Raw genomic sequence first — 12018 nt, forward strand, 5'->3', positions numbered from 1 at the left:
GCATCAGCATGACTCGCACGGCCAGCACCAAATGGGAATCCCAATTCGGACTCGTTTGTCGCGATCAATCCACTAGAGCCGGCGAAACGGGTTACGGGTCGTCCATCATGACTATTTTACAGATTGCGTCGCTTCTGATCGTGCTGGCCGGGGCGTTCGGCACCATCAACTATCTTTTCCTGCGGCTGCCGTCGTCCATCGGGATCCTGGTGGTGGCGCTGCTGGTGTCCTTTGCCACGTTGCTGTTCGACCTGGCCTTTCCGGGACTGGCAATCGCCGACCAGATCCGCGGTATGGTGCTGGGCATCGACTTCTCAGATGCGCTGCTGGAAGGCATGCTGGGCCTGCTGCTGTTCGCCGGGGCGCTGCACGTCAAACTGTCCGACCTGCGCGCGGTCTGGACGGTGGTGCTGGTGATGGCGACGATCGGCGTGGGGATTTCCACCGCCGTCGTCGGGATCGGGTTTCACTGGCTGACGGGGACGCCGCTGCTGATCGCGCTGATCTTTGGTGCGTTGATTTCGCCCACCGACCCGGTTGCGGTGCTGGGCGTGCTGCGCAAGGCCAAGCTGCGCAAATCGCTGGAAACCCAGATCGCGGGTGAAAGCCTGTTCAACGATGGTGTGGGCTATGTCGTCTACCTTGTCCTGATCGGGCTGGCCTTTCCGGCGGGTGGCGATCACCACGCCAGCGGCGCGTCTGCCGGGCTGATGCTGTTCGCGCAAGAGGCGTTGGGAGGCGCGGCGCTGGGCCTGCTTCTGGGCTGGTTGGTGTTCCGCGTCATGCGCCGGATCGACGATCCCTCGCTCGAGGTGCTGCTGACGCTGGGGTTGGCGTTCGGCGGCTACGAACTGGCCATCTTCCTGCATGTGTCGGCCCCGATCATGGCGGTCTGCGCGGGGTTGCTGATCGGTGACGTCGGAGCGAAACACGGGATGAGCGAGACCACCCGCAACTATGTCGATGCGTTCTGGATGCTGATCGACGAGATCCTGAACGCCGTGCTGTTCCTGCTGATCGGGTTCGAGGTTTTCGCCGTGGTGTTCGACGCCGGCCTGCTGGTCACCGCGACGCTGTCGCTGCTCCTGGCGCTGGTCGGGCGGCTGGCGGCGGTGGCGATCCCGGTGCTGGCGCTGCGGCCTTTCCGCGAATTCGGGCCGGGGGTGGTGTCGATCATGACATGGGGCGGCCTGAAAGGCGGGATTTCTGTCGCGCTGGCTCTGTCGCTGCCCGACAGCGACTGGAAACCGATGATCCTGACAGTGACCTATGTGATCGTCGTGTTCTCGATCGTGGTGCAGGGTCTGACCGTCGGGCGTCTGGCACGGAAGGTCGGGCGCGAACCGGAACTGGTCTGACACCCGGACATGAAAAAACCGCGCCGGATGCGACGCGGTTTTCCCAAATTTCGCTGCGCTGATTAGCGGCGGATGCCCAGACGCTGGATCAGATTCGTGTAACGCGCCTCTTCCTTGCCCTTCAGATAGTCCAGCAGCTTGCGGCGCTGGGCCACCAGCTTCAGAAGGCCACGACGCGAGTGGTTGTCCTTTTTGTGGGTCTTGAAGTGCTCGGTCAGGGTCGCGATCCGGCTGGTCAGGATGGCCACCTGCACTTCGGGCGAACCGGTGTCGCCGTCCTTGGTGGCATATTCCTTCATCAGGCGTGCTTTTTCTTCTGCAGTGATCGACATCGGGGTCTCCTTTCGGAAGTTAAGGGTTATGGCTCAAGCCGGGATGTCGTCCAGCAGGGCCCGTGGAGATACCCGCCATCGGCTGGCGGATGGGCGCGTATAAGCCGAATCGGGTTTGAAGAAAAGCGTGGATTTTGCGCTGCGTGCCGGGCCGCGGTTCAGCTTTCGCCCAACATCGCGGCGGCGCTGCTTTGCCCCAGCAGGACAATACTGTCGAGGCTGGGCGCATCGGCCTGAGCCAGCGTGCTCAGCACCGCGCCATTGACCACAAGATCCACCAGTGCCGGATCCTCGGCGTTGGGCCGCAGATCGACCTCTGGCTCGGCATCGGTGCTGTCGTCGTAAACTACGACCATGCGGTCTTCGTCCGGGTCGAAATCGGTGAATTGCGCGGGCGTGTCGTCGTCTGGATCATCGCCCCATTCGCCCACAACGAATTCGTCCGTCCCGTCGCCCCCGGTCAGGATATCGCCGGCCCCCGCAACCAGCGTATCCGCCCCGTCGCCGCCGTTCAGGAAATCGACATCGCCGCCCTGATCGCCCAGCAACCGGCCCAGCAAAAGGTCGTCGCCATCGCCGCCGAACAGCGTGTCGGCCCCGGCGCCGCCATCCATCACGTCGGCCCCTTCGCGCCCGTGCAACGCATCGTCGCCGCTGCCGCCGGTCAGCGTGTCATCGCCCAGCCCACCCCAAAGCGTGTCCTGCCCGTCGCCGCCGTCCAGGCCGTCATCGCCATCGTGGCCCAGCAGGCTGTCGTCGCCGGTGTCGCCCCAAAGCGCGTCATCCTCGGCTTCGCCGTGCAGCGTGTCGTCGCCGTCGCCGCCCCAAAGGCTGTCATCGCCGTCCCCGCCGCGCAATTCGTCCCCGCCCGATTGTCCAAGCAGCATGTCCTGCCCGTTTCCACCTTGCAGAAAATCCACGCCTTCGCCGCCGCTGAGCAAGCTGAGCGCGGGGTCCGCCGGGCGCACGGGGTCCGCGTTGATCGGACCGTCATGGGAAAAGATCGACGGCAGGGCAAAGGGAATGTCGGGGTCTTGGGCCAGCGCCTGGCCACCGTCCTCTGCCATATCGGTTTCGGCCTCGTCTTCCTCGACCTCGGGGACAGGCAGGACGACGGCGGCGAAGGAGCCCAGCACCATCATCCCCATCAATCCCGTCAACCACAGCATTGGGCACACCTGTTTACAAACATCCGGCCCCAGTTTCCGCGACCGCTTGACAAATCGCAACGGGAATCGCGGTACATGGTTAACCCGGGCTTACTGCCGCCCCAGCTCTATTTCCTCGATGATCCGTGTCGCCAGTTCGCCCAGAACCGGGATGAATTCGACCTGGCTGAGGAACACCACCACCACCGACACCAGTGCCGATGCGCCGACCACGGTGCCAAAGCCAAAGGCCAGACCGCGCAGGAACTGGTACCAAACCAGTCGCAAGGTCGAATTGTGGATCCGCACGAAACGGTGCGCGTTCAGCGTTTCCAGCGCGTTGGCAAGGCGCACCGCGTCCTTGTGCATCTGCTCGTCCATTGTCATCGCTCCCACAGGATCGGTTTCCGGGCATTGGGTACATACAGCGGATGGCGTGGATGGCCCGCCTTGGTCAAGCCCAGATGGTGCAGCGGTCCGGTGAACTGTGCCATGCCGCGCACATCAGCGCCCTGAAAGGCACCGTGCACCCCCCATGCGGCAATCGTCATGTCCGCCGTTCGGTGCCAGCGCCGCAACAGCGCATCATTGTCAGGGCCAAACGGGTCTTGCGCGCGCTTGAGGTCGCGCGGCAGCGTGGCACGAAACCCGAAGAGGTTGGCGATCAGTAGCGTACCGAACCCCATCGCCCGCGCCCGGTTTTCGCAACGTGCGATTGTCGGATCGTTCCGACGGTGATCGGCGGTGGAGGGGTTCAGCATGACAAACAACACCGTTCCCGCGTCGCGGTTCCAGTATCGCGACAGGCCATAGCGATAGGCGCCGCAGTCGGAAAACAGCGCGACAGACCGGGTTTCGTCAGTGCTGTGCCTGCGTCGGATCATGTGCCCAGATGTGACGTGCCTGGCGCGGATCCGCAAGGCCCGGGGTGCGGCCCTGGCTCAGTCGTCGTGAACGAACACCCGGCTGGGGTGCAACAGACCTGACTTGAAGACGCCCACGGCCACCGCGCGTCCGTCCAGCGAGGCCCAGCAGTCGTCGCCGTATTCCGCATCGGTCGTCAGCACCATTGCCGGGTTGCCATTGCGCAATTTGGTGGCGTTTTCCGGGGTGCAGCGGGCCTCTGGCAGATCGGCCAGCCCGACCTCCAGTGGCAGCAGGTGGCTGTCCAGTTCCGGCGTTTTGGCCATACGGTCGATCTCGTCCAGCGACAGGCCGTGTTCGGCGTCGAACGGGCCAGACCAAATCCGGCGCAGCCGCAGTACATGGCCGTGACAGCCCAGCACCTCGCCCAGGTCGCGGGCGATGGAGCGGACATAGCCACCCTTGCCGCAGACCATCTCCAGCTCGACATGGTCGGCATCGGGGCGATCGGTCATCACCAGTTCCTCGACCCAGAGCGGGCGCGCCTCAACCTCGAAGTCTTCGCCGTCGCGGGCCAGCTTGTAGGCGCGCTGACCATCGATCTTGACGGCAGAGAACTTGGGCGGAACCTGCTGGATTTCGCCGACAAAGCCATTCAGTGCGTCCTTGATCCGGTCGTCCGAGGGGCGCAGGTCGCTTTGTGCGATCACCTCGCCCTCTGCGTCGTCGGTGTTGGTGGCCTGGCCCAGCCGCACGGTGAAGCGGTACGCTTTCAGCGCGTCGGTAATGTAAGGCACGGTTTTCGTCGCTTCGCCCAGGGCAATCGCCAGTACGCCTGTCGCTTCGGGATCAAGCGTACCTGCATGGCCTGCCTTGGCCGCGCCAAAGGCCCAACGCACCTTGTTCACCACGGCGGTCGATGTAAGGCCGGCGGGCTTGTCCACCACCAGCCACCCCGATATCGCGCGTCCCTTGCGTTTGCGTCCCATGCCTGTCCTCAGTCTTTTGCAAGGGCGGTCGCCTAGACCAGACCGCTGCCGCTGTCAATTCGCGGTCAGCGGCACGACCGCGCCGACGATTGGCCCCAACTGACGGCCCAGGTCGTTGCGATCCAGCGAAGGCGCATAAAGGCGGCTGACGCTGCCTTCGAGAAACAGCGCATTGTTCAGCCCCAGTCCGTCGCGAAAGAACGCCGCGAAGTCATGAAACGTGACCGCGTTGTTCGAGATGACGAAAACCGCGCTGCGTCCGTCATCGCTGGTGCCGACACCGTTGCGGATGTTGTACGACGTGCTGTCAGGCAGGAATTTCGGGTGCAATTGCCCGTCGATCACCAACATCGGGCCGGACTGCGTGGCAAAGCGGCAGTCCCGCGGATGGTCGAGGAAAGACAGCGTTTCGATCACTTCGGCGTGGCCTTTGCCGAAACACAGGATGCCATTGGGCAGCAGGCCAAAGTTGCCCGGCCCCGCATTGGGCACCACGCCGCGCACCTGTTTGCCGTCTTCGACATAATAGCCAACCGGCGCGCGGTCGGTGTGATACATTCCGCCGTTCATCGCAAACCCCAGCGTCTGGTCATCGCTGGCCAGCGCGTCGTTCACCGCGCTGAAATATCCGTACGGTTCACCGGTTTTGTCGTACAGAAACAGCCGCAGGTCGTCCTGCGCCATGTCGACCTTGCACAGCGCATAGCTGTTATCGCGGAAAACGACGTTCTGACAGTCGAGCGCGGACGCCGCCAGCGGCGCAAGCAAGGCCGCGCCGAAGGACAAGATTGCACGGGCCAGGCGCCGCATCCGGATCACTCTTCCAGATCGCGGCGCACGTCATCCTGGGAAAACAGCCGTCGGGTTTCGTCCATCCGGTCAAAAGTCTCGTCGAGGCGGAACCGCAGTTCCGGCGCGAATTTCAACGTCAGGTTCCGCGACACGGCGCGGCGCAGTTCGGACTTGTTGCGCGCCAGCAGGGCCAGCACGTCTTCTTGCCCGGTGCCGCCCAGCGGCATGACATAGGCGGTCGCCACGCGCAGATCGGGCGATGTGCGCACCTCTCCCACGGTGATCGACAGCCGGTTCAAGTCCGGGTCATGAATCTCGCCGCGGTTCAGTACATCCGACAGCGTGCGCCGGATCAATTCTCCGACACGCAACTGACGCTGGCTGGGGCCGCCGCCCTCGTGGAATCTGTTCTTGGCCATATGATCCACTTACGCCTTCGACTGCCCTTTGCCAAGCGCGCTTCATCGCGCTAAGACGACCCGCAGCGCAAGGGAAGGAACGCAAGATGACAGACCAGCCAGGTGTGGTGATCACGGGCGTATCGGGCCGCATGGGCCAGATGCTGGTGCAGCAGGTACAGGCCAGCGCGCACCTGAAACTCGTGGGCGCGATCGAACGCGAAGGTCATGCGTGGGTTGGTCAGGATCTTGGTACAGCGATGGGGGGCGCGGCCATCGGCGTGACCGTGTCCGATGACCCGCTGGAGGCCTTTGCCCGCGCGCAGGCTGTGATCGACTTTACCGCGCCTGCCGCGACCGTGGCCTTTGCCGAACTGGCCGCGCAGGCCCGTGCCGTGCACGTGATCGGGACGACAGGTCTTTCGGACGATGACCTGACCAAGATCAAGGCCGCTGCGCGCCATGCCGTGATCGTGCGCGCCGGCAACATGAGCCTGGGCGTCAACCTTCTGACCGTACTGACCCGCCAGGTCGCCGCCGCGCTGGATGCCGATTATGACATCGAGGTGGTCGAAGCGCATCACAACCGCAAGGTCGATTCGCCGTCCGGCACCGCGCTGATGCTGGGCGAAGCGGCGGCGGAAGGCCGGGGCGTGCATCTGGCCGAGGTGTCCGACCGGGGCCGCGACGGCATCACCGGCGCGCGCAAGCGGGGCGACATCGGCTTTACCGCCATTCGGGGCGGCGACATCATTGGTGAACATGACGTGATCTTTGCCGGCCAGGGCGAACGCATCGTGTTGCGCCACATTGCCTCTGACCGGGCGCTTTTTGCCCGTGGCGCGCTCAAGGCCGCGCTTTGGGGGCAGGACAAGGGCCCCGGCGAATACGACATGATCGACGTTCTGGGGCTGAAACGGGACTGAGCCCCGCGCCCCGCCAGCGTCAGAAATCGACCGCGATTCCCTTCTTTTCCCAGTCGCCGTAGCGCACGGGTTCCGGGCCATCGCGCCCGCCCAGTTCCTTGGGGCGGGCCTTGGCCTCGGTTTCGGCCTTGCGGCGGCGTTCGGCGGCTTCGGCCAGCGCACGCCGGGCGGCGGGGGGCAGGTCGTCGCGGAGTTCGTCGGACATCTCTGGCTTCCTTATCTTTGCGCCCATGATATACCGCCCGCCGGAACCGCGGCAAGCGCGGCCCGACAGCGCATGAAAGCCCACCCATGACCAAGCCCAACGCCCGTTTCGCCGCCGTGATGCTTCTGGACACCGTCCTTGGCCAGGGCAGGCTGATGTCAGAGGCGATGGGCGGCCCGACCTGGGACCGTCTGGACCCCGCCGACCGCGCCGCCGCCCAGCGACTGGTGCTGGACACGCTGCGGGGGCTGGAGCGGGCCGACCGGCTGCTGAAACCTTTCCTCAAGAAAGAGCCGCCGCTGCGGGTGATGAACACGCTGCGGCTCGCCACGGTCGAACTGTGCACCGGGGGTGCCGCCCATGGTGTGGTGAACGAAGCGGTGGCCGTGGTTGCCACTGGGCGCAAGACCCAAGGCTACAAGGGGCTGGTCAACGCGGTGCTGCGCAAGGTGGCCGACAAGGGCCCGACCGAATGGCCCAAGCTGCGCCTGCCGCGCCTGCCCGACTGGTTGCGCCCGCCGCTGGTCGAGGCCTGGGGCCGAGAGGCCGTCATGGCGATGGAGGCCGCGCATTTCGCGGGCGCGCCGCTGGACCTGACCGCAAAGACCGATCCGCGGGCCGTGGCAACAGCGACCGGTGGCACGCTTCTGCCGACGGGCTCTGTCCGGCTGGACACGCCCGGGCAGGTCAGCGCGCTGCCGGGATACGACGCGGGCGACTGGTGGGTTCAGGACGCTGCCGCCGCCCTGCCGGTGCGCCTGCTGGGCGATGTCACCGGCCTGGCGGTGCTGGACATGTGCGCCGCCCCGGGTGGCAAGACGATGCAACTGGCGGCGGGCGGCGCGCAGGTGACGGCGCTGGACCTGTCGAAAGCCCGGCTGGCGCGGGTGCGCGAAAACCTGGCACGCACCGGGCTCAAGGCGCGGTGCGTTGCTGGTGATGCGCGGGACCACCAGGGCAGCTATGACGCCATCGTGCTGGATGCGCCCTGTTCCGCCACCGGCACGATCCGCCGTCACCCTGACCTGCCACACGCCCGCACCGGCGATGGTATCGCAGAACTGATCGGGCTGCAGGTGGCGATGCTGGACCACGCGCTGTCGCTGCTGAAACCGGGGGGGCGGCTGGTCTATTGCACCTGTTCGCTGATCCCCGACGAGGGCGAATGCCAGGTTGTAGAGGCGCTGGCGCGCCACCCCGGCCTGACCGTCACCGCCCCCGAGGCCCCGGGGATCGAGGACGGATGGCGCAGCGAAGAGGGCGGGCTGCGGCTGCGCCCGGATTACTGGCCGGACCGCGGCGGGATGGATGGCTTCTATATGGCGGTACTGCAAAGGGCTGGGTGACAGGCGCAGCGACCGGCGCGGTGACGGGCACGGTGACGGCCGAAAACGCGGCGGTCGTTCGCTTTGCTGCGCATCGCCGCCGCCGACCAACCCGTTGAAAGCAATTCAAAGGTGACTTTGAACGCCGCCCGCGATACACTTTTCCGCGAACACCACGGCAAACGTGGGTCTAGAGGCAGAGCGGATGGCAAATCCCGACGGATGGCGGGCGCGATGGGCGCGTTTCATGAATCGTGTGCAGGCACGACGGTCAGCCCGTGCGCGCCCAGCCACCGCCTTTGTCTCGACCCCCGAACCGCGGACAGTCGGCTCTTTTGCCCGTGGACGGCAACTGACCGCCGGGAACCTGATGTTCGCTGGACATCTGATCGAGGCCCCCGGCGCGATGATCTGGGATCTGGATCCGCCCGACGCCCCGTTCGAGGAAGAGATTCACGGGTTTGCCTGGCTGGATGACCTTGCCGCCGTGGGCGAGGCCGGCCCGCGCGAGGTGGCGCAGGCCTGGACCTGGGGCTGGATCAGCCGCTATGGCCGGGGCGCGGGGCCGGGCTGGACGCCGGAACAGACCGGGCGGCGCCTGATCCGCTGGATCCATCATGCGATTTTCCTGCTGCGCGGACAGGACAAGCCGCGCTCTGACATCTTCTTTCGCTCGCTTGGACAGCAGACCCTGTTTTTGGGCAAGCGCTGGCATACCGCGCCCGAAGGCCTGCCGCAGATCGAGGCATTGACCGGGCTGATCTATGCGGGCCTGTCGCTGACCGGGATGGAAGCCTATGTCGATCCGGCGCTGAAGGCGCTGGAGCAGGCCTGCGCGAAACAGGTCGACAAGCAGGGCGGTATTCCCACCCGCAATCCCGAAGAACTGCTCGAAGTCTTCACCCTGCTGACCTGGGTCGCCTCGGCCCTGGACGAAGCGCATCGCAGGCCGGGGCCGGAACTGACCGCCGCGATTGGCCGCATCGCCCCCACCCTGCGCAGCCTGCGGCACGCCGATGGCGGTTTGGCGCGGTTTCACGGCGGCGGCCGGGGGCTGGACGGGCGGCTGGATCAGGCGCTGGCGGCCTCTGGTGTCAAGAAATGGCAGGCCGAGGGACTTTCGATGGGGTTTGCCCGGCTCAGCGCCGGGCGCACCTCTGTCATCGTCGACGCAGCCCCGCCGCCGCAGGGCGCGGTTTCAATGAACGGTCACGCCTCGACATTGGCGTTCGAGCTGACCTCGGGGCGGCGGCCACTGATCGTCAATTGCGGCTCTGGCGCGGTTTTCGGCGAAGACTGGCGCCGCGCCGGTCGGGCGACGCCGTCGCATTCGGCGTTGTCATTGGATGGCTATTCCTCGGCGCGGCTGGGCAAGGTTGGCCGGATCGGGGCCGCACGGCGTGAAATGCTGGAAGACACGCCCACCAATGTGCCGGTCGAGATCAGCAGCGTGTCCGATGGGGTACGCTTTGAAGGCGGGCACGATGGCTATGTCGCCACCCACGGCCTGACTCACGCACGGATTCTGGAACTGACCTTTGACGGGCGCGGGGTGGTGGGCGAGGACATGCTGTTGGCCCTGCAACCCGCCGATAAGAAGCAATTCGACCGCAAACTGGATGAAACCACGCTTCAGGGCATCGCCTATGCGGCGCGATTCCATCTGCACCCCGAGGTCGATGCAGAGCTGGATCTGGGCGGTGCGGCGGTTTCGATGGTGCTGCGCAGCGGCGAAGTCTGGGTTTTCCGCCACGATGGCAGCGCTGAATTGTCTTTGGAGCCATCGGTTTACCTGGAAAAAGGCCGGTTAAGGCCGCGCGCGACGAAACAGATCGTTTTATCTGGCCGGGCAATGCAGTATGCGACGCGCATCCGCTGGTCCCTGGCCAAGGCGCAGGACACTGCCGTTGCAATCCGCGATCTGGCACGGGACGAGCTTGACCTGACAAGCTGAACCACCTGGGGATTGCCCGAATGACCAACCTTGCACCCGTGCGCCGCGCGCTGATTTCCGTTTCCGACAAGACCGGCCTGACCGACCTGGGCCGCGCCCTGTCCGACATGGGGATCGAGATCCTGTCCACCGGCGGCTCTGCCGCGGCGCTGCGCGCGGCCGGGCTGACCGTCACCGACGTGGCCGAGGTCACCGGGTTCCCGGAAATGATGGACGGCCGGGTCAAGACCCTGCACCCGATGGTGCACGGCGGGTTGCTGGCGTTGCGCGACAACGCCATGCACCTGGCCGCGATGGAAGAGCACGGCATCGCCCCCATCGACCTGCTGGTGGTGAACCTTTACCCGTTCGAGGAAACCGTGGCCAAGGGTGCCGACTACGACACCTGCATCGAGAACATCGACATCGGTGGCCCCGCGATGATCCGTGCCGCCGCCAAGAACCACGCCTTCGTCACCACCGTGGTGGATGTCGAAGACTATGCGGCGGTTCTGGCAGAACTGTCGGCCAACAACGGCCACACCACGCTGGCCTTCCGCCAGAAGCTGGCGCAGATCGCCTATGCCCGCACCGGTGCCTATGACGCCGCGGTCAGCACCTGGATGGCTGCCGCGATTGGCGAGGAAACGCCGCGCCGCCGGGTCTTTGCCGGTACCTTCGCGCAAGCGCTGCGCTATGGGGAAAACGCGCATCAGAAAGCCGCTTTCTACACCGACGGATCGGACCGCCCCGGCGTGGCGCTGGCCAGGCAGTTGCAGGGCAAGGAACTGTCCTACAACAACATCAACGACACCGACGCGGCGTTTGAACTGGTGTCGGAATTCCTGCCGTCCGACAGTGCCGCCTGCGCCATCATCAAGCACGCCAACCCCTGCGGCGTGGCCACCGGCACAACGCTGGCCGAGGCCTATCAGAAGGCGTTCGACTGCGACCGGACCTCGGCTTTTGGCGGGATCGTGGCGCTGAATTCGACCCTGGACAAGGCCACCGCACAACGGATCGCGGAAATCTTTACCGAGGTGGTGATCGCCCCCGGTGTCGACGATGACGCCCGCGATGTCTTTGCCGCGAAGAAGAACCTGCGCCTGCTGCTGACGCCCGGCCTGGCCAACACCGCAGCGCCGGGCCTGGCCTATCGCCAGGTGTCGGGCGGGATGCTGGTTCAGGACCGCGACAACGGCCATCTTGGAATGGACGACCTGAAGGTGGTGACGAAGAAGGCCCCGACCGATGCGCAGATGCGTGACCTGCTGTTCGCCTGGAAGGTCGCCAAGCACGTCAAGTCGAACGCCATCGTCTATGTCAAGGACGGCGCGACCGTGGGCGTCGGCGCGGGCCAGATGAGCCGCGTGGACAGCGCCATGATCGCCGCCAAGAAGGCCGAGCGCATGGCCGACGCGCTGGGCCTGCCGCAGCCGCTTACCATTGGATCGGCCGTGGCCTCGGATGCGTTCTTCCCGTTTGCCGACGGGCTGATGGAAGCCGCGGCCGCGGGCGCGTCCTGCGTGATCCAGCCCGGCGGGTCGATGCGTGACGACGAAGTCATCGCGGCGGCGGACGCGGCCGGCCTGGCGATGGTGTTCACCGGCATGCGGCATTTCCGGCACTGACGGTCCGGGGCATCGCGGTTTCGCGGCGGCGGTGCCGCCGCGACCGGGGGGGGGGGGGGGGGGGGGGGGGGGGGGGGGGGGGGGGGGGGGGGGGGGGGGGGGGGGGGGGGGGGGGGG

General features: G+C 65.9%; 13 protein-coding genes. 5 read left to right on the forward strand and 8 right to left on the reverse strand.

Translation table 11 applies throughout. From position 1 onward, the window contains the following. The first annotated feature begins 107 nt into the window (after positions 1-107). The gene (locus VK792_RS18800; protein ID WP_326299415.1) at positions 108-1358 is read left to right on the forward strand and encodes a cation:proton antiporter; all 1251 of its coding nucleotides are present in this window, start codon (positions 108-110) and stop codon (positions 1356-1358) included. Between the two features lie 62 nt (positions 1359-1420). Here the strand turns inward: VK792_RS18800 and rpsO are convergent, their stop codons facing one another. The 7 genes from rpsO to rbfA all read right to left on the reverse strand — a co-directional run bounded on the left by rpsO (position 1421) and on the right by rbfA (position 5902). After that, entirely contained in the window at positions 1421-1690 is a 270-nt protein-coding gene (gene rpsO, locus VK792_RS18805; protein ID WP_326299416.1) for a 30S ribosomal protein S15, read from the reverse strand. 158 nt (positions 1691-1848) lie between these two features. Continuing rightward, complete coding sequence (locus VK792_RS18810) at positions 1849-2859, reverse strand: calcium-binding protein (protein ID WP_326299417.1); 1011 nt, start codon at positions 2857-2859, stop codon at positions 1849-1851. Between the two features lie 90 nt (positions 2860-2949). Continuing rightward, on the reverse strand, positions 2950-3219 hold the full coding sequence (locus VK792_RS18815; protein ID WP_326299419.1) for a DUF5665 domain-containing protein: 270 nt from the start codon (positions 3217-3219) through the stop codon (positions 2950-2952). Positions 3220-3221: 2 nt separating this feature from the next. After that, positions 3222-3722 carry a DUF1643 domain-containing protein gene (locus tag VK792_RS18820; RefSeq protein ID WP_326299420.1) on the reverse strand — a complete coding sequence of 167 codons (501 nt, stop codon included), beginning with the start codon at positions 3720-3722 and terminating at the stop codon, positions 3222-3224. Between the two features lie 57 nt (positions 3723-3779). Further along, complete coding sequence (gene truB / locus VK792_RS18825; RefSeq protein ID WP_326299421.1) at positions 3780-4691, reverse strand: tRNA pseudouridine(55) synthase TruB; 912 nt, start codon at positions 4689-4691, stop codon at positions 3780-3782. Between the two features lie 54 nt (positions 4692-4745). Then, positions 4746-5501, reverse strand: a complete 756-nt coding sequence (locus tag VK792_RS18830; RefSeq protein ID WP_326299422.1) for a phosphodiester glycosidase family protein — start codon at positions 5499-5501, stop codon at positions 4746-4748. 5 nt (positions 5502-5506) lie between these two features. Continuing rightward, positions 5507-5902, reverse strand: a complete 396-nt coding sequence (gene rbfA / locus VK792_RS18835; protein ID WP_326299423.1) for a 30S ribosome-binding factor RbfA — start codon at positions 5900-5902, stop codon at positions 5507-5509. 86 nt (positions 5903-5988) lie between these two features. Between rbfA and dapB the strand changes: the two genes are divergently transcribed. Beyond that, positions 5989-6807, forward strand: coding sequence for a 4-hydroxy-tetrahydrodipicolinate reductase (gene dapB / locus VK792_RS18840; RefSeq protein ID WP_326299424.1), 819 nt, complete (start codon positions 5989-5991; stop codon positions 6805-6807). A gap of 19 nt (positions 6808-6826) precedes the next feature. Here the strand turns inward: dapB and VK792_RS18845 are convergent, their stop codons facing one another. Continuing rightward, positions 6827-7012: a DUF1674 domain-containing protein gene (locus VK792_RS18845; protein ID WP_326299425.1), complete on the reverse strand. Its 186-nt coding sequence runs from the start codon at positions 7010-7012 to the stop codon at positions 6827-6829. Positions 7013-7098: 86 nt separating this feature from the next. Between VK792_RS18845 and VK792_RS18850 the strand changes: the two genes are divergently transcribed. The 3 genes from VK792_RS18850 (at position 7099) to purH (ending at position 11901) form a co-directional block, all read left to right on the forward strand. Beyond that, the gene (locus VK792_RS18850) at positions 7099-8358 is read left to right on the forward strand and encodes an RsmB/NOP family class I SAM-dependent RNA methyltransferase (RefSeq protein WP_326299426.1); all 1260 of its coding nucleotides are present in this window, start codon (positions 7099-7101) and stop codon (positions 8356-8358) included. Between the two features lie 184 nt (positions 8359-8542). Continuing rightward, on the forward strand, positions 8543-10291 hold the full coding sequence (locus tag VK792_RS18855) for a heparinase II/III family protein (protein WP_326299427.1): 1749 nt from the start codon (positions 8543-8545) through the stop codon (positions 10289-10291). Positions 10292-10311: 20 nt separating this feature from the next. After that, on the forward strand, positions 10312-11901 hold the full coding sequence (gene purH, locus VK792_RS18860) for a bifunctional phosphoribosylaminoimidazolecarboxamide formyltransferase/IMP cyclohydrolase (protein ID WP_326299428.1): 1590 nt from the start codon (positions 10312-10314) through the stop codon (positions 11899-11901). Positions 11902-12018 lie beyond the last annotated feature (117 nt).

The sequence above is a fragment of the Mesobacterium hydrothermale genome, from assembly GCF_035818635.1.
GTDB classification, from domain to species: domain Bacteria; phylum Pseudomonadota; class Alphaproteobacteria; order Rhodobacterales; family Rhodobacteraceae; genus Mesobacterium_A; species Mesobacterium_A hydrothermale.

Bases quoted from the DNA above. Each gene is read 5' to 3' on its own strand.
- VK792_RS18800 (WP_326299415.1), top strand. From the start codon at position 108: ATGACTATTTTACAGATTGCGTCGCTTCTGATCGTGCTGGCCGGGGCG.
- rpsO (WP_326299416.1), bottom strand. From the start codon at position 1,690: ATGTCGATCACTGCAGAAGAAAAAGCACGCCTGATGAAGGAATATGCC.
- VK792_RS18810 (WP_326299417.1), bottom strand. From the start codon at position 2,859: ATGCTGTGGTTGACGGGATTGATGGGGATGATGGTGCTGGGCTCCTTC.
- VK792_RS18815 (WP_326299419.1), bottom strand. From the start codon at position 3,219: ATGGACGAGCAGATGCACAAGGACGCGGTGCGCCTTGCCAACGCGCTG.
- VK792_RS18820 (WP_326299420.1), bottom strand. From the start codon at position 3,722: ATGATCCGACGCAGGCACAGCACTGACGAAACCCGGTCTGTCGCGCTG.
- truB (WP_326299421.1), bottom strand. From the start codon at position 4,691: ATGGGACGCAAACGCAAGGGACGCGCGATATCGGGGTGGCTGGTGGTG.
- VK792_RS18830 (WP_326299422.1), bottom strand. From the start codon at position 5,501: ATGCGGCGCCTGGCCCGTGCAATCTTGTCCTTCGGCGCGGCCTTGCTT.
- rbfA (WP_326299423.1), bottom strand. From the start codon at position 5,902: ATGGCCAAGAACAGATTCCACGAGGGCGGCGGCCCCAGCCAGCGTCAG.
- dapB (WP_326299424.1), top strand. From the start codon at position 5,989: ATGACAGACCAGCCAGGTGTGGTGATCACGGGCGTATCGGGCCGCATG.
- VK792_RS18845 (WP_326299425.1), bottom strand. From the start codon at position 7,012: ATGTCCGACGAACTCCGCGACGACCTGCCCCCCGCCGCCCGGCGTGCG.
- VK792_RS18850 (WP_326299426.1), top strand. From the start codon at position 7,099: ATGACCAAGCCCAACGCCCGTTTCGCCGCCGTGATGCTTCTGGACACC.
- VK792_RS18855 (WP_326299427.1), top strand. From the start codon at position 8,543: ATGGCAAATCCCGACGGATGGCGGGCGCGATGGGCGCGTTTCATGAAT.
- purH (WP_326299428.1), top strand. From the start codon at position 10,312: ATGACCAACCTTGCACCCGTGCGCCGCGCGCTGATTTCCGTTTCCGAC.